Genomic DNA, 23,007 nt, shown 5'->3' on the forward strand with positions numbered 1-23,007 from the left:
TTGCCTCACACGAAATCGACGAACTTGTTGAACGGCATTTCGCGGATGCGCTTTCCGGTTGCGGCGAAGATCGCATTGGCGAGCGCGGGAGCGGCGGGTGGAACGGGTGGCTCGCCGACACCTCTCACTTTGGGATCGTTCTCGAGCCCGCGGACCTCGATGACGGGACATTGGTAGATCCGCATGGCTTCGTGGTGGTTGTAATTGGTCTGCTGCACCGCGCCCTTTGCGTAAGTGAGCTCGCAATTGATCGCATGGCCGAGCCCCCAGACCACGCCGCCTTGCACCTGGTTCTCGAAGTTGACGGGATCGATGACCTTGCCGACATCGACGGCGACCCAGACCTTGTCGATCCTGATGCCTCGGTCCGTCGCCGTCACCTCGACGACTTCGGCCGCCGGCGTCCCAAAAGATTCGACGAACGCGACACCCCGGCCTCTGCCGTTGCCGAGCGGTCCCTTCCAATCCGACATCTCGGCGACCGTCTCCAGCAGCTTGCGGTAGGTCGGCACGGCACACATCTCGATCCGCGCTTTCATCGGATCGAGGCCCGCCGCATGGATCAATTCGTCAATGAAGCTTTCGGTGAAGAAGCCGGCGGTGGAGGCGCCCACCGACCGCCACGTCGTGCTCGGAGACAATCCTTGCGCCTCGTAAGTCGTGGCCCGGAAATTGGGGATGTCGTAATAGACGTTCCAGAGGCCGGCCGCCAATTGAGCGTCGGGATCCTTCGAGGGGGCGCCCGAACGTTCGAGCAGCCCCTTGAGCGGCGCCGTCGAGGCCAATTGCAGATCGGCCGCGACGATCTTGCCCTTGTCGATGCTCCCGCTGTGCCGGGCGATCGCAATCTGCCGCGGAATGTCCTGAAGGAAATCCTCCTCGCGCGAGAACACCAGCTTGATCGGCGTGCCGCGCATCTGGTTCGCGATCTCGGCAAGCACACGGACGTTCTCGTATTCGAGGCGGTGGCCAAAACTTCCACCGGTCCACTGATTGTGGAAGGTGACCTGTTCCGGCTTCAGGCCGATCGCGGTCGCCGCGACATACTGCACGAATTGAGGGCTCTGGTGGCCGACCCAGATCTCCACCCCCTTGTCGGTGACGAGGCCGATCCCGTTGAGCGGCTCGAGCGGCTGATGCGCGACATAGGGCGCGCGATACTCGGCCTCGATGCGCGTTCCCGTCTTCAAGCCAGCTTCGACATCGCCGACCTTGCGCCATTCCTTGCCCAGGAACTCCGGCTTGAACGAGGATTCCAGAACCTTCCAATGGTCGGCCTGCTCGGCGGGATAGGCCGAGGGCGCCCACTCGCACGCGATGGCGTCGACTGCCTTCATCGCGTACCAGCTGTTCGTGGCAATCACCGCAACGCCATTCTTGATTTCGAGGATCTTCTTGACCCCCGGCATCGATTGCGCCTTGCCCGCGTCATATGATTTCAGCGGCTGCCCCTTGTTGGGGTTCAGCTTGACGGAGGCGTACAGCATGCCCTCCATCTTCATGTCGATGCCGAACCTCAACTCGCCCAGAACCTTGGCGCGCACATCAAGGCGCATCATTGGCTTGCCAATCATGCGCCAGGTGGAGGGATCGCGCGTCTGCGCATCGAGCACCGGGGGAATCTCGGCAGCGTCTGCCGCGAGCTCGACGTAGGGAATTTTCTTGCCGTCGGGGAGGATCACGTGCCCGGATTGGGTGCGGATGTCGGCAACCGCGACGCCCGAACGTTTGGCGGCCGCGGCCTTCAACGTCTCGCGCGCGACCGCGCCGGCCATGCGCAGCTTCTCATAGGTGTCGGGGATCGTACTCGAGCCGCCCGTCATCTGCAGGCCCGACTTCCGAAGACCTTCGAGCGCCGCGGCGCGACCCGCTTCGGCCGCGGGGCTCTGATCCGAGGCGAGGAACGGGGCCAGTTCTTCCTTGAACCCGGTGTTGAAATAGGCGCGACTGGGCTCTGCGAACCGGATTTCGAACTGCCCGGGATCGAGGTCCATCTCCTCGGCGATCATGATCGGTTGCACTGAACCCACGCCCTGACCGATGTCGGCGTGCTGGGCGATGAGCGTGATCTTGTCCGGACTGATCTCGACCCAGGGATTGAAGGTCACGGAGTTCGGCCCGAGGCCGGCAGCCAACGGATTGCCATCGGCAGCCGGCGCCGCGGCTTCGGCATTGGTGTAGGCACCGAAGGCGATGCCGCCGGCGAGCGCGGCGGAGCCGAAAACGAAGGCGCGACGCGAAAGGCTCTGCATGTGGCCCATCTCACTTCTCCGCCATCTTCTTGGCCGCCGCCGCATGGATCGCCGCGCGAATGCGCGGATAGGTGCCGCAGCGGCAGAGATTGCCCGACATCACCTGATTGATCTGCTCGTCCGTCGGTTTGGGGATCTTTGAGAGCAACGAAATCGCCTGCATGATCTGCCCGGTCTGGCAGTAGCCGCATTGCGGGACCTGATGTTCGATCCAGGCCTGCAACACCGGGTGCTGGTCCTTGTTGCCCAACCCTTCGAGCGTGACGACGGCCTTGCCGGCGATCTCGCCGATATGCGACTGGCAGGACCTGACGGCCTTTCCGTCGATGTGGACGGTGCAGGCACCGCATTGCGCGACCCCGCAGCCATATTTGGGACTCGTGATGCCGAGCTCGTCGCGCAACACCCAGAGCAACGGCATCTCGGGAACGACGTCAACCTGGCGCTTGATCCCGTCCACTGTGAGCTCGATCATGTCAATATGTCCTCTGGCGGATCTGGTCGGCACGGCAGCATCGCCTCATGGCGAGGCGCAGTATTTCCGAATCCTGCGGCATCATGCGCAATCCCTGCGGAATGGATCGGCGCGATCGGCTTTCATGTCGGGCTGGCCGCAGCACAGTTCGCGATACTGTCCCGGCGTGAGACTGGCGGCCTTGCGGAACACGCGCGTGAAATTGGCTTGCGAGCCGAAACCGAACTCAAGCGCGATCTCGACCAGGGTCAAATGGTTGCGCGCGAGCTCCTGCCGGGCAGCCTGGACGCGGCGATCGGTGACGTAGCGGTGCGGCGACAGTCCGGTCGCTTCGCGAAACAGCCGGGAAAAATGATAGGGGCTGAGGCAGGCCTGCGCCGCCAGCTCCTCGAGCCTGATGTCGAGGCCGAGAGAGGCCTCGATATAATCCAGCACGCGCTGCAGCCGTCGTGGATCGAGCGAGGGCGACTTTTCCGGCGGGCGCCAGCGGTCGATCGTATAATGTCCGAGAAGATGAGCCGCGAGCGCGACCTGGATTCCTTCCACGAACAGCGCATCGGTCCGCTGGCGGGGACGATGGAGCAGGTCACGCAGCGGCGAGCAGATGTGGAAGAGCACCTGGTCTGCCAGACCGTGAGCATAGGCGATCTCGACCTTTGCCGGATCGATGTCGAAGTCGGCGAGGGCACTCTGGTCCAGCAGTGCCGGAGGCAGATAGAGATGCAGACATTCCATCCGGTCCGAAAGTTCGAGATGGCTCTCCTGCGTTCCGACCGGCACGAGGTAGCTCATGCCCGGCCGGGCGAGGCTCTTCTGGACTTCGCCATTGCCGGCCCGGCACACCATTCCGCCGCCTGACACGAGCATGACGAGCTCGGTGCAAATGGGAACGGGCGTTTGCTGGCGTCCCGCCTCGAATTTGCGATGTTCGATGCTCAGCGCGGACCAGTTGCTGGTCTCCGCGAGCTTCTCGCTGTTCTGATATTTCTGATCTCCATGCGTGACGAGCGCCATCATGACCTCCGCTTCTGCTGCGGCGAATCCCGGCCCCGTATCGCAAGCGAGCGATCATTCCATCCGGTGGAGAGTTGCAGCCCGGCCGCTGCCACGCCGATGGGAATTTCTCACAAGCGGCGAGAGCGAAGTCCAGAGGCGGCACGGTTAAAAGAGGTAAAAGGCAAGCAACGCAAAGACTTGGTCATGTGCTTGACGGGCTTCGAAAGCTGATCTTGCGGCCGGATGAGCAAGATGCGTCTGTCATCGCGCAGGAAACGGAAATACCGCAATGCCGGCGCGGTCTCATGATGGCTCATCGAACGCGATTTCGCCGTATCGAGGATCGGAGCCTGATATGAAGTCATATGTCTCAGCACTTGTCGCAATGTCGATTGCGACTGCCCAGGTCGCCACGGCGGTCGCGGCAGAGAGGCCCGTCTCCATCGTCCTTGTCCACGGCGCATTCGTCGATGGTTCGGGCTGGAAGGACACCTACAACATCCTCTCGGATGCCGGCTATGAGGTGCTCGTCGTCCAGAACCCGACCATCACGCTCCGCGACGACGTCGCCGAGACCGAGCGCGTGATCGCCAAGGCGCGGCATCCGGTCATCCTCGTCGGGCATTCCTATGGCGGAATGGTCATCACCGAGGCGGGCGACAATCCGAGGGTTCGCAGCCTTGTCTATCTCGCGGCATTTGCTCCCGACGCCGGGGAGTCGGTCAGCGCGCTGGCGGAAGCGCCGGCGCCGGCCGGCGAGCACAAGGCGCCGCTGGTCGCCGAAGGCAACTATCTCCTCGTGGACAGCGATAAATTCCCCACCTCGTTCGCGGCCGATGTCGACGTGGCCACGACGCGTTTCATGGGAGCTGCGCAGCTCCCTTGGGGATTGCAGGCGGTGCAGACCAAGGTCGGTCGTGTCGCCTGGAAGACGAAGCCGACCCATTACATGGTGACGAGCGAGGATCACATGATCCCACCGACGGCACAGCGCACCATGGCCCGGCGGGCGGGCGCGAAAATGACGGAGCTGAAGAGCAGTCATGCAGTGATGCTGTCGCATCCGCGCGAGGTTGCGGCCTTCATAAGAAGCGCAGACCCATCCGCGGCCGACTGAAATTTGTCGCGCCGCGTACGGATGGCTTCTCCGGCCACTCACAAAGGACATGCGCTATGGCCCTCAAGGATATTCTGCCGGGCAAGCTCGGCTTCGGCGCGGCGCCGCTCGGCAACATGTTTCGCGATATCCCGGAGCAGGAAGCGCTCGCGACGGTGAACGCGGCCTGGGACGACGGCATCCGATATTTCGACACTGCGCCCTTCTATGGCGCAGGGCTCGCGGAGATTCGTATGGGGGCCGCGCTCGCCGCCCGGCCGCGTGGCGATTATGTGATCAGCACCAAGGTCGGCCGCCTCATCCTCGACGAAACCGAGGATGCCGATGCCCGCGCGCTCGGCGAAAAGGCCGGCGTCTTCAAACATGGACGCCCGAACAGAATCGTGAACGACTATTCCGGCGATGCCACGTTGCGCTCGATCGATGACAGCCTGAAACGGCTGGGCACCGACCATGTCGATATCGTCTTCGTGCATGATGTCGCGCAGGATTTCTACGGCGACGAGTGGCTGGCGGTGTTCGAAAGCGCTCGCAAGGGTGCGTTCAGGACGCTTGACCGGTTGCGCGACGAGGGCGTGATCAAGGCCTGGGGGCTCGGCGTCAACCGGGTCGAACCGGTCGAGTTGCTGCTCGCGCTCGAAGACCCTCGCCCCGACGGCTTCCTGCTCGCGGGCCGCTACACGCTTCTCGACCATGCCCGCGCGCTGCAGCGGGTGATGCCGATGGTTGCGGAACATGAGCTCGCGATCATCGTCGGCGGCCCCTACAGTTCGGGCGCGCTCGTCGGCGGGCCGAATTTCGAATATGCGCCGGCGCCGCCGGAGATTCTCGGCAAGGTGGCGCGGATCAAGGCAATCGCAGATCGCTATGGCATCAGCATGAAGGCGGCCGGCTTGCAGTTCGCGCTGGCAAACCCAGTCGTTGCTGCCGTCATCCCAGGTGCGAGCCGCCCGAGCCGCATCGCCGAAGATCGCGCCGCCGTCGAGGAAGCCATACCCGCCGATTTCTGGCGCGAGCTCCGCTCGGCGGGACTCGTCAACCCCGCAACTCCGCTTCCCGCGGCCGATTGAGCCGCTTGAGGGCGCAGCAGGTTCATCCGGTCGAGCGAGTCCTCGACCGACGGATGGCACACGCCAGGTCAACCAACGACCAAGGAGAAAGAAATGACAGATCAAGCACACAACGCCGCCGACATGGGCCGCCGCACCATGCTTCGGACTGCCGGAGCAGCCGTGGTCACGGGCCTGGTGGCCGGCGCTACGGCAACTGATGCGACGGCGGCGACAGGGGGCGCCGACAGCATGTCGTCAGCCGAGCGCAACGAGGCGCCGTTGGGGGCGCGGCTCCAGGGTGTCCAGCACTTCGGGCTGACGGTCCAGAACATGGAGCGGGCCTACGAGTTCTACACGGGGGTGCTGGGCGGCACCGAGGTGTTCCGTCATGGCGACTTCCAGGGCGACGGGGTGCAGAACACGCTGCTGGCCGACCAGGAAATCGAGGCGAATGCGCGCGGGGTCAATCCACGGACGATCGGCGTCCCGGATCTGCGCAGCGGAGCGCAGAGGCTCGATGTCCGCTTCATCCAGTTCGACAACATGGTGCTCGAGCTGCTGCAGTATCGCGAGGCCGATCAGCCCATGGGCAGCTCGAAGAGCTTTGCCGAACCGGTGGAGCACATGAGCCCCGCCTTTCCGCGCATGATGCACATCTGCTTCTATGTTCGCGACGACGTCGATTTCAACAAATTCATCGCCGATCTCGAAGCCGAATCCGCGCGCCGCGGCATGACGCAGGTGAGGGCAAACCGCACGGTCCGGGTCACGACCGAGGCTGCCCGCAAAGCCGCGCCCCAGAGCGCCAACACCAACCGAGTGACCGAGGAGCCCTCGAACGGCTGGGAGCTGATCTATTGCAAGGGTCCCGAAGGCGAGCAACTCGAGTTCGTCAAGGCGCTCGGCCCCGTCAAGAAGCGTTTTAGCGAGGCCCTGGCGAAACGGCAGCAGACAGTCACGCGCTGATCCGCAAGTCCCCGGGCGACGGGCCGCCGGATCTGTGCCGACAGCCTGCTCGTCCAGTGAAGCGTTCACGACCATAATGTGAAGGAAATCATCATGCCAATCCTCGTCCGTCAGTCGCCGGCTGTCCTGCTGCTCGCGGTCTCGCTATCCATGGCGGCGTCCTCGGCTGTCGCTCAGGAAGCGCCGCGCGTGCGCTACCAGGAGATCCCGGAGGGCGCCTATTCGGTCGTGGCGCAGGTGCGAGCGAAGCCTGGGAAGGAGGATGTGCTGCGCGCGGCCACCCTGCCGCTGATTGCCAAGGTCCGCAGTGATCCCAAGAACCTGGTCTATTTTCTCCAGGAGGATCGCGCCAAGCCCGGCCACTTCATCTTCTACGAGGTTTTCGCGAGCCAGCTCGATTTCGACGCGCATAACGCCACACCTTACGTCCAGGAATGGTTCGCCAAGCTTCCGGAGCTTGCCGAAGGTGGCGTCGAGGTCATGCGGATGGCGATCCTCGACGTGCCCAAGAAATAATCGGAGTTCCGCAGACATGGTGTCCTCGCGAAACGGCCTGCGGCGAAATGCCCGCCGCAATCGTGCTAATTCAAAAGGGCGCTATTCAACACTTTCGCAGTGCATGATAATTGCAGGCGATCTCTTCGATCGACTGGCAATGGTCAATGCGGGCTGTCACCGAGACACTGCAGCGGGGCGCAGGCCGACAGGAACTCACATTCTCGTTCGGGCCGTTTCGGCTGATTCCCCGCCGCCAGCTGCTCCTGCTCGACGGGCGCCCCGTCAAACTGGGTGGGCGCGCATTCGAACTCTTGCAGCTGCTGGTGCAGCGTGGCGGCGAGCTCGTCAGCAAGGATGAGCTGATGGCGGCCGCCTGGCCGGGCACGTTCCTCCACGACAGCAATCTCAAGGTCAACATGTGGAGCTTGCGCCGCTCGCTGGGTGATACCCAGATCGAGCCGGTCTACATCGCGACCGTGGCGCGCCGTGGCTACAAGTTCATCGCGCAGGTGCAAACCAGCATTGGCGAGATCGAGGACGATCTGACACTCGAGCGGCCGGTCGCCTTTTCCGGGCCGCCCTTGTTGCGGGGGATCGTCGGTCGCGAAGCCGACATCGCCGACATTGCCGATGTGTTGACCAATACGAGGCACGTCACCCTGGCCGGCCCGGGCGGGGTCGGCAAGACGACGGTCGCCGCTGCGGCAGCACGGGTCTTCGCGCCACAATGCCGGGACGGCGCCTGCTTCGTCGACCTCGCCACGATTTCCGACCCGACGCTGTTCGGCGCGGCGCTGGTCACGGCACTGGGCATCAGGGGCAATCCGGACAACAGCCTGGCTGCGGTCCTCGATTATCTGCGACCACGGCAGATGCTGCTCATTCTCGACAATTGCGAGCATGTGCTGCCGGCTGCCACGATCTTTGCCGGCAGGTTTCTGGCGGACACCTCGCCGTCCAGGCTGCTGGCCACGAGCCGCGAACCGCTTGGGACGGCCACCGAACACGTCGTGCGGCTTGGTTCGCTGCCCTCACCGAGGTCCGGTCTCGACTTGACGGTCGATCAGGCCGTCAGGTTTCCGGCGGTCCAGCTGTTCGTCCGCCGCGCCGCCGAATGGTCGGACTACCAGTTCATCGATGGCGATTGCGAGGCCGTCGCCTCGATCTGCCATTCGCTCGACGGTCTTCCGCTGGCGATCGAATTGGCGGCGGCCCAGATCGGCACATTCAGTCCTTGCGAATTGGTGGCGCTGCTCGATCAGAACCTGGGTTTTCGCGCCCCCGGCGCCGAGGGCGCATCGCCGCGTCACGAAACCCTCATGGCGACGATCGACTGGAGCTTCAGGCTGCTGTCGCAGAAGGAAGCCGTGCTGTTCGGATTGCTGTCGGTGTTCAGCGACGCGTTCGAGGTCGAGGACGCGGCTTTCGTGGCGGAGGCCGCCGGGCTCACTCCGGTCGACGTCGTCACCGGCCTCGGCAGTCTCGTCGCCAAATCGCTTGTAAGCGCGCAGGCGAGGGGACCGGGCCTTCGCTATCGACTGCTCGACAGCACACGGCGCTACGCGGCCGAGCGGCGCCAGGCCGATCCCGCCTGCGACCATGCCCTGCACCGTCATGCGCTACGCGTCCTCGCCCTGTTCGAACAGTCCGAGGAGGAATGGAACTGGCGCGAGCCTGCTGATTGGACGCATCGCTACCTTGGCCGTATCGCGGATTTGAGGGCTGCTCTGTCATGGGCGTTCGGCGAGGCGGGAGACCCTGTCCTCGGGCTCCGGCTTACGGTCGCGGCGATCACCTTGTGGTCGGAAACGTCCATCCTGTCGGAGGCGCAAGCGCGGCTGAAGGAGGCGCTGGCATTGGCCAAGATCGTCGAGTGCGACGATCTGTCGAAGGCAAAGCTCGCCTGTGCCCTCGGATGGAGCCTGTTCTACGCACGCAAGATGTCGAACGAAAACGAGGTTGCCTGGCTCGATGCGATCGCGTTTGCCAAGCGCTCGGGCAACGTCGAGTATCAGCAGCGCGCGCTGGTGGGGTTTGCCTTTTACCTGCTGCAGATCGGCCAGGTCCCGCGCGCCATCACCTATCTCGAGGAGGCCACGGCGCTCGCCGACCGGGACCGCGACTTGACGGCAACGTCCGAAGCCGATCGGGCACTGGCCTGGGCCCGTGCCTTTGCCGGCGAATTGAGCAAGAGCCGCCCGGTGCTCGATCGCCTCGCGGCGACCTATTCGCTGGCCTCGGGACGTTTGCGCAAGGATGCGAACGAGGTCTATCGGTTCATCACCGTCCGCTTCAATTTGCCCTTCGTTGCGTGGATGCAAGGGCAGGCCGAGTATGCGGCAAGGCTCGCCCGCGACGCCGTCGACGCCGCGGATCGCAGCGGTCATTGGGTATCCCAGTCGAATGCGCTCGGGCTCGCCGCGCTCCCTGTCTCGCTCGAGACCGGAAACCTGACCGCGCTCGAGACCTATACGGCGCGGCTGCGGCGCAATCTGGAACGGGAGCGCATCTCGCGCTGGGTTCCGGTCGAGCGCTATTTCTCCGCCTGCCTTCGCGATCTGCATGGCGATCGGCAGGCGGTAGAGGATATTCGAGCCGCGATCGACGAGCTGATCGAATGCCGCTTTCTGATGCGGATCGGCAGCTATCTGGCGGTCCTCGCCCGCGCCAATCTGCGGCAGGGGCGAATCGCGGAGGCGCGCGCGGCCATCACGCGGGCGATCGACCATCAGGAGCGTCAGGGCGAGCGCTGGTGCCGCTCGGAACTTCAGCGGGTCGAGGCATCGGTTCTGCTGCAGGAAGGGGAGCCACTGCGCGCCGAAAAGCGGCTCCAGCAGGCGCTCGTCGAAGCGCGTGCCATCGGGGCGGTGACCTTCGAGTTGCGGATCGCCACCGATCTTGCCGCGCACTGGATCACAACGGGCCGCAGGCCGAAAGCCGTCCGATTGCTGGCTCCCCTTTACGGCGAATTCACCGAAGGCTTTGAAACGCAGGATCTGGTCGCCGCCGCGCGCCTGCTGCAACGCGTGCGAGCCAGCGCCTAGCCGTCGCGGTTGACGCAAGGGTCAGCACAGAGGCCAGTGCAAGGCTGGCACCGCGGGGCAGCCCAGCGTTTCCGTCAACGCTGATCTCGACGACGTCCGGATTGGATCGGTATATTACCACCCCGATTGCAGGCCGACGCCGGAACAAGGATCAGACGATGGACGATACGATTGGCTTCCCCGATCCCGGTCTCGACCTGTCGGATGGCTTCAAGCCGCACACCTCGCATTGGGGGGTGTTTTCCGCGCGTCAGGGCGCGGCCGGGCTGGAGGTCAGGGCCTATGCGGGCGACCCCGATCCGAACGGCATCATCGACAATTTTCCCGGCGCGCTGCGCCATCAGGCCCGCATTTCCCAGCCGGCGATCCGCCGCGGCTGGCTCGAGCGGGGGCCGGGCCCCGACGACCGCCGCGGCCGCGACGAATTCGTCTCCGTGAGCTGGGAGAAGGCGCTTGACCTCCTCGGCGACGAGCTGTCGCGCATCCGCGATACCCGCGGGCCTGGCGCCGTGTTCGGCGGTTCCTATGGCTGGTCGAGCGCCGGCCGCTTTCATCACGCCCAGAGCCAGGTGCATCGCTTCCTCAACATCGCGATGGGCGGCTATGTGCGCTCGGTCAACTCCTATTCCTCCGGCGCGTCCTCGGTGCTGCTGCCGCAAATCCTCGCCGGCTATGAGGACATCACCAAGCGCAACGTCACCTGGGAGCAGATCGCCGATCACACCGACATCGTGCTGGCCTTCGGCGGCATGGCGCTGAAGAACTCCATGGTGGCCGGCGGCTCGATCAGCAAGCATGTCGAGCGCGGCGCCATGGCGGCGGCCCGCAAGCGCGGCTGCGAGTTCATCCTGGTCAGCCCGCTTCGCGAAGACCTGCCCGTCGAGGCGGGTGCGGAGTGGATGACCTGCGTGCCGAGCACCGACACCGCCTTGATGCTCGGCCTCGTCCACACGCTGGTCAGCGAAGGCCTGCACGACCAGGCCTTCCTCGATCGCTACACCGAGGGATGGCCGGTCTTCCTGCGCTACCTCACCGGCGAGAGCGACGGGCAGGCAAAGCATGCCGAATGGGCGGCCGCGATCTCAGGCGTCGAGGCGGAGACGATCCGCAAGCTGGCGCGCCGGCTCGCCGGAAAGCGCGCACTGATCACCGTCTCGCATTCGCTGCAGCGCGCCGAGCATGGCGAGCAGCCGGTGTGGATGGGTATGGTTCTGGCTGCAGCGCTCGGCCAGATCGGCCTTCCCGGCGGCGGCTATGCCTATTCGCTCGGGGCGATCGGCTATTATGGCCGCCGCGTCAACGACGTGCCGGGGCCGACGCTGGGGCAGGGCCGCAACGGCGTCGCCGATTTCATTCCGGTGGCGCGCATCGCCGACATGCTGCTCAAGCCGGGCAGCACCTATCGCTACAATGGCGAGACGCGAACCTATCCGGACATCCGCATGGTCTACTGGGCCGGCGGCAATCCCTTCCATCATCACCAGGATATCAACCGCCTGCGCAAGGCTTTTGCGAAACTCGACACGTTCGTCGTGCATGAGCTTGCCTGGACGGCCACCGCCCGTCATGCCGACATCGTGCTGCCGTCGACGATGACGCTCGAGCGCGAGGACATCGGCTATTCCAGCAACGACCCCCTCATGGTGGCCATGCACCAGATCGCCGAGCCGTTCGGGCTTTCGCGCGACGACTACGACATCTTTGCCGATCTCGCCGACCGGTTGGGGGCCCGCGAACCCTTCACCGAGGGCCGTACCTCGCGGCAATGGCTCGAGCATCTCTACGAGCCGACCCGCGCCTCGCTCGCCAAGCGCGGCCTGGAAGCCCCTCACTTCGACGAGTTCTGGGCGCGCGGCAGCCTAGTCGTGCCGCAGCAGCCCGATGATGGCGGCCGGTTGCGCCGCTTCCGTGAGGATCCCGTCAATCACGCGCTGCCGACGCCGAGCGGGCGCATCGAGATTTTCTCGCAGAAGATCGCCGGCCATGGTGATGCGGATTGTCCGGGACATCCGGTCTGGCTCGACAAGACCGACATGCCCAAGCCCGGGGCGCCGTGCTTCCTCGTCGCCAACCAGCCGGTGACGCGCCTGCACAGCCAGCTCGATTTCGGCGGGCACTCGATTGCGGCCAAACATCGCGGCCGCGAGGTCGCGCGGATGAACCCGCGCGATGCTGATGCACGCGGCATCAAGGACGGCGACATCATCCGCCTGTTCAACGATCGCGGTGCGTGCCTCGCCGCGGTCCACGTCACCGACGGCATCGCGCCCGGCGTGGTGCAGCTTCCGACCGGCGCCTGGTACGATCCGATGGATCCCGAAGACGAGGCACCGCTCTGCGTTCATGGCAATCCGAACGTGATCACCCGCGACATCGGGACCTCGTCGTTCGCGCAAGGCTGCACGGGGCAGTTGACGGTCGTCGAGGTGGAGAAGTTCACCGGAAATCTGCCGCCGATCCGCGCGTTCGATCCGGTGTAGCCCTCGCGTGCCCTGACGCAGCACTACGCCGCGGCGCTGGCGATCCAGCCGATCTGCGGGGAAGGACGCCGCCGCGGCGGCGCTTCGACCTCGAGCCGCTCGCCCCTGCTGGCGAGGCGCCAGCGTGCCGGTGACTCGCCGCTGATGCGCTTGAACACGGTCGAGAAATGCGCCTGCGTGCTGAAGCCCACGGCAAGCGCGATCTCCGCCAATGGCCGCTCGGTGCTTGCAAGCAGCGTCTTCGCCTGCTCGGTCCGGTGATTGAGCAGATATTCGCGGGGACGGTAACCGGTCGCGGCGCGGAATTGTGCCGCAAAGTGCATCCGGGACAGGCCGGCGACATTGGCAAGCTCGGACAGGCTTATGCCGCGGTGGAAATGATCGGCGACATATTGCTCGACACGCCGCAGCCGCCATTTCGGCAAGGCGTTGACCCTGACGCGCGGCAACTCGATCCGGGTGAGATGCATCGCCAGGGTCCGGCCGATGCACTGCGTGAAACGCCGGTCTTTGGCATCATTCTGCTCGATCAGCGCCTTGGCAAGCTCGGCGGCGAGCGGATCGCGGAGCAGCACGAGATCATTGAGGCCGTCAGTCGCAACGACATGGGCCGGAAGATGATCCGTGGAGATGTGGACGTGCAGGAAGGCACATGGCGACTGGAATTGCACGCCGAGAGATTTCGAGGGAGCGGTGACATAGAGCGTCCCCGCAGGCATGGTGCCGTCGAAAATGATCTGGCGGTCCCGTGTCAGCTTCGCGCGCGTGGTTTTCAGGGCGATGCCGATGAAATAGCGATCGTCCGGCGTCGTCGTTTCGTGTGACGAGTTGCTCCGCGAGTCCTCCCATCGCGAGATCGTGATATCCTCGATCGCGCCGTCCGGAGTGCGATCGATCTGACGCCATTGGCTCTCCCGGGCGATCACCTGTGTCGGGCGAAGAACCTCGTGATCCCGCGAGCCGGCCGGAAAATCGATCCAGGCATGGGCCGCGTGCAAATTGTTCGACATCGCTCGTCCTCTCCTGGCTTTGCCGCGGTTTGCAACGACCGGCAAACGCGCAAACCCAATGCTTTCCATGCTCGGAGGATAGGCGTGAGCTGGCCAGGACGCCCGTTAGTGGTGATTAGGATCTGTTAGATTTTGTGCGTGTGCACCAGGTGCGACAGCCCGCCGCAGACCTTTGATTATGTTCAATTTGTCGGATATTTGCCCGGCTGCCCCTGTTTGAGGGGACCTCACGGAGCATCGCGTGGCGATCGACGCGGCGATGTGAGATCCGCGCAGGCCCTTCGCTGGACCTCGCATCGGTGCCGGGTATAGTCCCTGCGCGTTTCGAGGAAGCAGTCGTCAAGATGAGCAAGATGTGACCGACCTCTCGGCAGGACATGGCCGCCAAAGCGGCGGCGCCGGAACGATCCTTGACCTCGATGCTGTCTCATTCGGGCCGTTTTCGCTGCGGTCGCGGCTGCTGGAGAAGAACGGCGTGCCGGTCAAGCTCGGCAGCCGCGCGATGGATATTTTGCGCCTGCTCGTCAGCCGTGCCGGCGAGGTGGTGCCAAAGAACGAGATTCTCGGCTACGCGTGGTCCGGACTCTCCGTCGAGGAGATCAGCCTGCGGGTTCATGTCGCGGAGCTGCGCAAGGTGCTCGGCGACGGCAAGGACGGCATACGCTATATCACCAACATCCCGAGCCGGGGTTATTGCTTCGTCGCGCCGGTGCAGCGCGGCCCACGCGCGGAGCCGCCTGCGCTCAAGTCGCGGCCGGCCGAAAAGGCGACGCCGTCTCTGCCGCATCGCCTGGATCGGATGGTCGGGCGGGACGAAATCGTGGCCGAGCTGGCGCCGCGCTTGCTCCGCGATCGTTTCGTCACGCTGCGCGGGCCAGGCGGCATCGGCAAGACCACCATTGCGGTCGCGCTCGCGCATGACCTGTGCGACAGGTTCGAGGGCAACGTCCACTTCCTCGAATTCGGTCCGCTCAAGGATGCCGCGTTGGTAGCGAGCACGGTTGCCGCCGCGCTGGGCCTCGTCGTGCATCACAACGATCCGAGTGACAGCATCGTCAATTTCCTGCGCGGGCGGCGGCTGCTTCTCGTTCTCGACAGCTGTGAGCACGTCATCGACGCAGTCGCACGTCTCGCGGAAGACATTCACCGCGAGGCGCCCGGCGTCGCCATCCTCGCCACCAGCCGCGAGTCGCTGCTGGTGGCTGGCGAGCAGATTTTCGAACTTGCTCCGCTGCCCGGCCCGCCGCAAGGCACACGGCTCAGCGCCGGCGAGCTGCTGAATTATCCGGCGGCGCGCCTGTTCGTCGACCGCGCCAATGCGGCGGGGCATCGCGACGATCTCACTGACGAGGATGCGGAAGTCCTGGTGCAGATCTGCGGCAAGCTCGATGGCATCGCGCTCGCGATCGAACTTGCCGCCGCGCGCGTCGGTCTCTACGGGCTGCGCGAGATGGCGGCGCTGCTCGACAGCCGCCTGCAGCTCGAATGGCGCGGGCGACGAACGGCGCCGCCGCGGCAGCAGACGCTCGGCGCCACGCTCGACTGGAGTTTCGGCCTGATCGGCGAGAATGAGCGCATCGTGTTCCAGCGGCTCGCGGTCTTCGCAGGTCACTTCACCCTGAGGGGCGCGATAGCGGTGGCGGCCGAGGAGGCAACGCGGGAGGAACGCGTCATCGACGCGCTGGAGCAACTCGTGGCCAAGTCTCTGGTGTCCTCACAGCCGGACGGCGCATCGCGGCACTATCGCCTGCTGGATGCCACCCGTGCCTATGCCATGCAGAAGCTGGCGGATTGCGGCGAGGCCGACGTCATCGCGCGCCGTCACGCTTGTTATGTTCAACGCACGCTTGAAGCCGGGCTGACGGCGCAGGGCGGCAGCGGCCAGGTGTCCCGCTCGCAGGAGCGGGTGGGCCTGCTTGCCGATGCCCGCGCGGCGCTGGCATGGAGCTACGCCAATGATGACGGCGCCGATTTGCGCGTGCCGCTTGCCGGGAGTTGCACAGGGCTGTTCGTCGAGCTCAATTTGCTGAACGAGGCGCGCATCTGGTCCGATCGTGCGCTCGCAATGCTCGACGACGCCGATCGTGGCAGCCGATGGGAGCTCGAGCTTCAGTCGACGCTGGGTCACGCCTTCATGTTCACCGAGCGCAACAGCGAGCAGGCGGAAGCGGCGCTCAGGCGCGGGTTGGAGATCGCGCAAGCGCTCGGCGATCATGCCAACACATTCAGGCTGCTGTCGCGACTGAACATGTTCTACCGCCGGACCGGTGGCTACCGGCATCTGGTGCCGACTGCGCGTCACGCCGAGCGGATCGCGCGCCTGATCGGCGATACCGCGGGCATTGCCGGCAGCAAGGCGCTTCTCGGCGTGTCCTATCACCTTGCCGGCGACCAGGCCGAGGCGCAGGCTCATCTCGACGAGGGCATGCGCGACGACGCCGTGCTGCGGGGCACGCAACCCGGACATTTCGCCTATTCGCGTACGCCGCAAATTCCGCTCGCGCGCGTGTTATGGTTGCGCGGCTATCCCGATCGCGCGCTCGAATGCGTCCTCCCGCTCGTCGGCGCATCAGCGCCGCGCGACGTGGTCATGCATTGTATCGCGCTGTGCTGGTCCGCCTCGGTGTTCGGTTGGGTTGGCGACTGGTCCGCCGTCGAGACCATGAGCGCTCGCCTGGCGACGCATGCGAGCATGCACGGGCTCGTCCCCTATGAGGCCGTTGCGACCGGGTTTCGGGCGCAGACCATGATCGCCCACGGCGAGGTGACTGGCGGTATCGACCTGTTGCGGAGCGCGCTTCCACGTCTGCACGCGGATCGCTACGAGCTCTATATGTCGGCGTTCGCCGCGGATCTGTCTTCTGGGCTGGTCTCGTTGGGGCGCTTGGCGGAAGGCGCTCAGGTCCTGCACGAAACCATCGACCGCGTCGAGCAGGAAGGCGGCGCCTTCGACATGCCGGAGCTGCTGCGTCTGCGCGGAGAGCTCGAGTTGCAGAGCGGAAACCTCGACACGGCCGAAGCAAGCCTTGTCGCATCGGCAGAGCTCGCCGAGCAACAGGGCGCGCTGTCCTGGCGGCTCCGCACCGAGATGTCGCTGGCGCGGCTGCGCGAGCGGCAGGGTGTACGAGGTCCGCGCGAACAGCTCGCCAAGACGTATGCGCGGTTCACCGAAGGGTTTGAGACCGCCGATCTCAGGGATGCTCGGCTTATGCTGAATCCGCCTTCCGCCTGATCAAGCCGAACAGCGGCGGCGCCTCCGCAGCGATCCGGCGCGCGGTTGCTGTCAGCCCTTGTGCCCGTCCAGTCGCGCAAGGAAGCCGCGAACGAGCGCAGCGATTTCGTCGGTGGCTTCATCCAGCGCGAAGTGGCCCGCTTCCAGGATGTGAACCTCCGCATCCCGAACGTCGTCGCGATAGGCCGACGCGCCGGCGACCGCGAAGGACGGATCGTATTTGCCCCAGACCACCAGCGTCGGCGGCTGGGTCTTGCGCAACCATTCCTGCCATTTCGGATAGGAGGCGACGTTGGTCCGGTAATCCAGGAACAGCGTGGTCTGGATCTCGGCCTGTCCCGGACGCGTCAGGAAGGCGTATTCGTCGGTCCAGGTATCGGGGTCGTAACGTTCGGGGTGCGGGCTGGAGCCGAGATGCCGCTGGCGCGTCGCCGCCAGCGAGGTGAAATTGGCCTTGAGCGCCTCGAGCTCGTGGGCCGGATCGGCCCAATATCTGCGACGCGCCTCCCAGAGCGGGCTCAAGCCCTGCTCGTGCGACACGGCATTCTGGATGATGATCCCGCGGACACGTTCGGGATGCGCCAGCGCCATGCGGAAGCCGACCGGGCCGCCATAGTCCTGCATGAACAGGACGTAGTTGCCGAGACCGAGCTTGGTCGTGAGCTCCCCGATCACGCCTGCGATGTTGTCGAACGTATAGGTGAAATCGGACGGCGGCGGCGCGCTGCTGTTGCCGAAGCCGGGATAGTCCGGTGCGATCACGTGATATTTGTCGGCGAGCAGCGGCAGCAAGGGCTCCCACATCCGCGACGAGGACGGAAAGCCGTGCAGCAGCAGCACGGTCGGGGCGTCGGGGGAGCCGGCCTCGCGATAGAAGGTCTTGAGACCGCGGATATCGATGGTGTGATAGCTGATCGAGCGGCGGCTGGATCGCAATTCCTGTGCCGAGGCTTGTACGACGGCGCAGGCCATTGCGGCGGAGAGGGCGAGTGCGGCTGGAATGCTCATGTCATTGCTCTTGCACGTAGCGTGAGGATTTGTGGAAAGTGCTGCGGCGTCGGGAGGCGCATCGCAGGCGTCTCCCGAGCCATGGCCGCAGCTGGGATTACGAAGCCTTCGCCATCGGCTTGCCCGCGAGAGCAGCCAGCAGCGCCTGCGCGGCCGGACCCGACGAGTGCGGGTTCTGGCCCGTGATCAGCAGGCCGTCGCTGACGACGTGAGGCGTCCAGTTGGCCTTCTTCGAGAAGGTGGCGCCGAGGCGGAGCATCTCGTCCTCGACCAGGAACGGCACCACCTTGGTGAGGCCGACTGCCTCCTCCTCGCCGTTGGTGAAGCCGGTCACCTCCTTGCCCTGCACCAGCGGCTTGCCGTCCCGCGTCTTGACGTGGCGCAGCGCGGCGGGGGAATGACAGACGATCCCTACATGCTTGCCTGCGGCAAAGAAGGACTCGATGAGCTTGATGGAGTTCGGGTCTTCGGCGAGGTCCCACATCGGACCGTGGCCGCCGGGATAGAACAGCGTGTCGAAATCCTCCTGCCTGACGCTGTCGAGGCGAAGGGTCTTGTCGAGCTGCGCTTCTGCGGCCGCATCCTGCTCGAAGCGCACCGTCAGGTCGGTGCGGAATTCGGGCTCGTTGCTCTTGGGATCGAGCGGCGGGCGGCCGCCCTTGGGCGAGGCCAGCGTGACCTCCGCACCGGAATCCCTGAAGATGTAGTAGGGGGCTGCAAGCTCTTCGAGCCAGAAGCCCGTCTTGCGTCCGGTGTTGCCGAGCTGATCGTGGGACGTGAGAACCATCAGTACCTTCATGACTGTCTCCCTGAGTGCGTTCGCTATGCTGACGCATTCCACGCGCGTGGCTGCGTCGCCTGGGTTTCGTTCGAGCACGTGGTTCGTTGCTCGCAAACCCAATCTGCGCTCATGGCGGGCTGTTGGCTCGTTATGTATTGTTAGACGTTGAGAGCGGCGATATCAGCCGTGTCGCCGCTATTCGAAGACGGCGTCGAAGATCTCGACGTCCATCAGCACCGGCTTGGCAATCACGGTTCCATCGGGCCGCAATGTCTGTGCGCGCCGAAGTGTCGGCACCACGATGCCGCCGAAGCTGTCATGGGCCCAGGAGGAGTGTGCGACCTTCATCCCGAAGAGATCGTGATCTGTCCGCCGCTGCAGGGCGCTCTCGTCGAAATAGAAGATCTGCTCGGGCGCGAGCGTCATCAGGTGAGCCGGGAACCGTGCCCGCAGCCGCCGCCAGGTTTCGGCATTCTCCTGCCAGGGCGACAGCTCCTCGATCACGACATCGGGGTGGGCAAGCAGGAATGGAATCGTCAGGTAACTCCAGATCGCGACGCCGCAGAAGAAGACGAGATGCAGCTCGTCCGCGAGCGCTGGTGGATCGACCTCGGAAAATGCAAGGCTAGGGTCACGCCAGGACCGCAGGACCTCACCATCCAGGCTCTCGATCGTGATCGCATCCGGTTGAAAGGAGCCGGAGTGCTCACCCCCGGTGATGCCGGTGAAGCGCACCGATTGCGTCCGGGTCGAGCCTTCCGCGGTCACGTCCTTGAATTCCCGGGCATGGCCGGCGCTGGAGAACAGCGTCCCGCCAACGGAAAGGTGGAGCGTGAACCGGTTCAAGCTGTTCCAGCGGGCCATTCCGCCGCTGGCATCGATTACATCGTCAAGAAGCGCCATGTCCCGCCACATCCATGCAGTGTCTCCACCATGGCGGGGCGCATGCGGCTTGGCGTGTTAGAAGTTGTTAGGAGTTGCGAGCGGGCAGCATGGCAGTATCTCGTTGAAGATACTCTCAATTCAGGGTGCCCAGCAGCTCCCTGGCAGCGATCAGATCGCGGGTCTGGAAGCCCTCCTGGTAGCGCGCAACGAGGGGGGTGAGCAAAGCGCTAGCGTCAGCGGCCTTGCCGGCGCGCTCCCAGATGCGGCCGAGGCTGATCGCCCCGCGAAGCTCCCAGCCGACCGCGGATTGACGCCGGGATAGATCGAGCGACTTGCGCAAAATGCTCTCGGCCTCCGCGGCGTTGCCCGATCTGGCGAGAATGTCACCCTTGATCCTGAGCATCTCCGGCATGTCGAAGGATTCGCCGTGATCGGGAATCTGGGCGATCGCCTCGTTGATCGTCTGCAAGGCCTCGTCGGGCTGGTTCTGGGAGGCGAGACCCTCGGCGAGCGCCGTCGCGAACACAGTCGTCATGATGCGGTGCCGTGTCGCGTACAACGTCGCCTGACTGCGGCGGAGGTGCTCGATCCCGGCCGCGACGTCGCCGCGGCGCAGCAGCAACTCGCCCTTCTGGCCGATGCCGACCGCGTGGTAGGGGCCGAGGAAGTGTCGTGCGGAATGGTCGATCAGCCGCTCGATCAGGATTTCGGCACTGGCCCAGTCGCCGACCCAGAGGAACACGTAGATCGTCCAGATCAGCGAGATGCCGAGGGTGAGCGGCTGCTCGAGCAACTCGGCCTCGCGAACGGTGTATCTGGCCACCTCGACCGCTCGCTCCGGCCGGCCCGTGAGCCAGAGCCCGCGCGCCAGCGCAACCAGCGCGACGATGCGGTCGTCATAGCCGAGATGCCCGATATTCAGCCGTTGCGAGCCCGGATTGTGCACCATCGCGCTTTCGCAGAACCGAACCGCCTTGTCCTGGTTGCCGATCAAATGATGCGCGACGCCGCGCATCCAATCCACGTTCAGCGTGGCGGCGGAATCATTCAGTTTGCGCGCAACGCCCTCGCCCTGTTCGCTGGTGTCGAGTGCGCCGTGAAAATCTCCGACCCTGGTCAGGTAGATGTGTAATCCGCGCAGCAGCCAGAGCTGCCAGTGCAGGTCATCGAGCTGCCGGGCAAGCTCGAGACTGCGCGTGAAGGCCGACCGGACCGCTTCCGTGTTGCCCTGCGTGAACATCACGGAGACGCCGAGCGCGGCCTGCAGGGTCATCTCCTGCCGGCTGTCCACGGCGCTCGTATCGAGGGACGCCAGCGCCTGCTGGGTCCATCGGTAGCATTCCGTCAGCAATGTCAGTTCGAGGAAGAACTGCGCGGCCGAGGCCGCCAGATCTACGCCGATCGTCCGGTCGCCGCCGTCCGAAAAGCTGAAGGTCAGCGCAGCCCTGACATTGGGCAAATGGTCGGCATAGGGAAGGAAGCCGCCCGCGCTCTGCATGCCCGTGGATTTGAGGGCAATGTCGCGCAGGAAATCGCGGAAATATTCGGCGTGGGCGCGCGCGACGCGGTCCGCTTCGCCATTCTCGATGAGCTTGTCCGCCATGAAGGCGCGGGTGGTGTCGAGCAGGCGATAGCGCAGCCGCCGCTCCGCCGGCGAGGTCGCGATCAGGGATTTGGAGAGCAGGTTCGAAATGGCTTCCACGCCTTCGCCCTCGCTGATGCCCTGGCAGGACGCGACCGCAAGCGCGGCTTCCAGCGTGAACGGCCCGACGAACACCGACAAGCCGCGCAGGGTCGCGCTCTCGGCCGGCGGCAGCAAATCGTAGCTCCAGGCAAGCGCTGCGCTCAGCGTCTGGTGCCGCGGAATCGCGGTGCGCCGTCCCCGCCACAGCAGCGAGAAGCGGCTGTCCAGCAGTGATGCGGTCCCGGCAATGCCATAAGCGTTCACACGTCCGGCCGCGAGCTCGATCGCCAGGGCGATGCCGTCCAGCCGCCGGCAGATCTCTGCAACGAGCGGCGCATCCTCCTCGGTGAGCTCGAACTCGCTCAGGCTCTCGGCAATGCGTTCCACGAAGAGCTGGCTTGCGGGATAGGCAAGGATGTCGGCAATGCCGAGGCCTTCGCGCTGTGGCGGGCAATCCAGCGGAAACAGCCGGTGGACGCGCTCACCTTCGGTGCGAAAGGACTCGCGGCTGGTGGCCAGAATATGCAGCTTCGGCGCCTCGCGGACGATGCGCTCGGCCAGCGGGGCTAGCTCGTCGAGGATATGCTCGCAACTGTCGAACACCAGCAGCATGCGCCGGCTGCGCAGGACCGTCAGCAGGCTCGGCACGGGATCGTCGGCATTGACGGTCAGGCCCAGCGCGGCCGCAATCGTGCCGGGAGCGAGCCGAACATCCGTCAGCGCGCCGAAATCGACGAAACACACCTGGTCATCGAAGGCCGCGAGCTCGCGATGCGCGACGGCAAGTGCGACCGACGTCTTGCCGATCCCGCCCGGGCCGACGATTGTGACGAAGCGATGCTGGGCAAGCTCGTCGGAAATCTTCTCGACCGCATCGTCCCGCCCGATCATCTTCGCGAGCGGCGCGGGCAGCGAGCGGGGCGAAGCGGCGGGCAGGCTGGTCCGGCTCTCCGAAGGCGCAGCCCGGAGCAGCGGGGCCGCGAAGCAATAGCCGCGTCCGGGGACGTTGATCACGTAGCGGGAGCCTTCGCCGGCATCGTTCAAGGCCTTGTCGTTCAAAGCCTTGTCGTTCAAAGCCTTGCGCAACGTCGTGATGTGGAAACGCAGGCTGCCTTCGTCGACATTCACGTCGGCCCAGATGCGCTTGATCAGCTCCCGCTTGTCAACGACCTCACCCGCACGCTCGGCGAGAAAAATGAGGATGTCGAGCGCACGGCCGCCGAGGTGAAGCGGGACACCGTCCTTCTCGAGCAGCCGCGACTTCGCGAACAAGCGGAATGGTCCGAAGGCAATGACCGAATCTTGCTCGTTAGTGTCCGGCACGGGCCAATAATTCCAGTGAAAATGCTGAAGTGCAGTCTTGGTCTAACAGAACGAGACGTCCAGTAAACTGGCCGAAAGTGGCGAAATCGCGTGGCATCATCGCAATCGCCGATCACGCGAGGAGCGTCGCAAATCTAACTTAAACGCGAGTGGTCCAGCGAGCGATCGGGACAACTCGGCAATGCGCTGGACCGCGATGGCGGA

Annotated in this window: 15 protein-coding genes; 7 read left to right on the top strand and 8 right to left on the bottom strand. The window is 64.9% G+C overall.

Annotated elements, in window-relative coordinates:
* Nucleotides 1-5: 5 nt before the first annotated feature.
* The 3 genes from RAD10_RS36665 to RAD10_RS36675 all read right to left on the bottom strand — a co-directional run bounded on the left by RAD10_RS36665 (nt 6) and on the right by RAD10_RS36675 (nt 3,741).
* Nucleotides 6-2,261, bottom strand: coding sequence for a xanthine dehydrogenase family protein molybdopterin-binding subunit (locus RAD10_RS36665; protein WP_461621255.1), 2,256 nt, complete (start codon nt 2,259-2,261; stop codon nt 6-8).
* Between the two features lies 1 nt (nt 2,262).
* Nucleotides 2,263-2,727 carry a (2Fe-2S)-binding protein gene (locus tag RAD10_RS36670; RefSeq protein ID WP_461621256.1) on the bottom strand — a complete coding sequence of 155 codons (465 nt, stop codon included), beginning with the start codon at nt 2,725-2,727 and terminating at the stop codon, nt 2,263-2,265.
* 81 nt (nt 2,728-2,808) lie between these two features.
* Nucleotides 2,809-3,741, bottom strand: coding sequence for a helix-turn-helix domain-containing protein (locus RAD10_RS36675; protein WP_461621281.1), 933 nt, complete (start codon nt 3,739-3,741; stop codon nt 2,809-2,811).
* A 337-nt stretch (nt 3,742-4,078) separates the two neighbouring features.
* Between RAD10_RS36675 and RAD10_RS36680 the strand changes: the two genes are divergently transcribed.
* The 6 genes from RAD10_RS36680 (at nt 4,079) to RAD10_RS36705 (ending at nt 12,880) form a co-directional block, all read left to right on the top strand.
* Nucleotides 4,079-4,840 carry an alpha/beta fold hydrolase gene (locus tag RAD10_RS36680; protein ID WP_461621257.1) on the top strand — a complete coding sequence of 254 codons (762 nt, stop codon included), beginning with the start codon at nt 4,079-4,081 and terminating at the stop codon, nt 4,838-4,840.
* A 56-nt stretch (nt 4,841-4,896) separates the two neighbouring features.
* A complete protein-coding gene (locus RAD10_RS36685) occupies nt 4,897-5,910 on the top strand; it encodes an aldo/keto reductase (protein WP_461621258.1) in 1,014 nt (337 codons plus the stop codon).
* A gap of 93 nt (nt 5,911-6,003) precedes the next feature.
* Nucleotides 6,004-6,858, top strand: a complete 855-nt coding sequence (locus RAD10_RS36690; protein WP_461621259.1) for a VOC family protein — start codon at nt 6,004-6,006, stop codon at nt 6,856-6,858.
* 93 nt (nt 6,859-6,951) lie between these two features.
* Nucleotides 6,952-7,374, top strand: coding sequence for a putative quinol monooxygenase (locus RAD10_RS36695; RefSeq protein ID WP_461621260.1), 423 nt, complete (start codon nt 6,952-6,954; stop codon nt 7,372-7,374).
* Between the two features lie 146 nt (nt 7,375-7,520).
* A complete protein-coding gene (locus tag RAD10_RS36700; RefSeq protein WP_461621261.1) occupies nt 7,521-10,400 on the top strand; it encodes an ATP-binding protein in 2,880 nt (959 codons plus the stop codon).
* 158 nt (nt 10,401-10,558) lie between these two features.
* The gene (locus RAD10_RS36705) at nt 10,559-12,880 is read left to right on the top strand and encodes a molybdopterin guanine dinucleotide-containing S/N-oxide reductase (RefSeq protein ID WP_461621262.1); all 2,322 of its coding nucleotides are present in this window, start codon (nt 10,559-10,561) and stop codon (nt 12,878-12,880) included.
* A gap of 23 nt (nt 12,881-12,903) precedes the next feature.
* Here RAD10_RS36705 and RAD10_RS36710 read toward each other — a convergent pair whose 3' ends face one another.
* On the bottom strand, nt 12,904-13,890 hold the full coding sequence (locus RAD10_RS36710) for a helix-turn-helix domain-containing protein (RefSeq protein ID WP_461621263.1): 987 nt from the start codon (nt 13,888-13,890) through the stop codon (nt 12,904-12,906).
* Nucleotides 13,891-14,245: 355 nt separating this feature from the next.
* Here RAD10_RS36710 and RAD10_RS36715 point away from each other — a divergent pair, with 355 nt between their 5' ends.
* Nucleotides 14,246-17,122 carry an ATP-binding protein gene (locus RAD10_RS36715; RefSeq protein WP_461621264.1) on the top strand — a complete coding sequence of 959 codons (2,877 nt, stop codon included), beginning with the start codon at nt 14,246-14,248 and terminating at the stop codon, nt 17,120-17,122.
* Nucleotides 17,123-17,173: 51 nt separating this feature from the next.
* On the opposite strand, the gene RAD10_RS36720 is transcribed toward RAD10_RS36715, so the two are convergent.
* The 4 genes from RAD10_RS36720 to RAD10_RS36735 form a co-directional block, all read right to left on the bottom strand.
* Nucleotides 17,174-18,130 (bottom strand): alpha/beta fold hydrolase, encoded by a 957-nt coding sequence (locus RAD10_RS36720; RefSeq protein ID WP_461621265.1) that lies wholly within the window; start codon nt 18,128-18,130, stop codon nt 17,174-17,176.
* Between the two features lie 97 nt (nt 18,131-18,227).
* Nucleotides 18,228-18,929, bottom strand: coding sequence for a type 1 glutamine amidotransferase domain-containing protein (locus RAD10_RS36725; protein ID WP_461621266.1), 702 nt, complete (start codon nt 18,927-18,929; stop codon nt 18,228-18,230).
* A 177-nt stretch (nt 18,930-19,106) separates the two neighbouring features.
* Nucleotides 19,107-19,814: a hypothetical protein gene (locus RAD10_RS36730; RefSeq protein WP_461621267.1), complete on the bottom strand. Its 708-nt coding sequence runs from the start codon at nt 19,812-19,814 to the stop codon at nt 19,107-19,109.
* A gap of 115 nt (nt 19,815-19,929) precedes the next feature.
* On the bottom strand, nt 19,930-22,803 hold the full coding sequence (locus RAD10_RS36735) for an ATP-binding protein (RefSeq protein WP_461621268.1): 2,874 nt from the start codon (nt 22,801-22,803) through the stop codon (nt 19,930-19,932).
* Nucleotides 22,804-23,007 lie beyond the last annotated feature (204 nt).

The organism is Bradyrhizobium sp. 23AC, assembly GCF_054863025.1.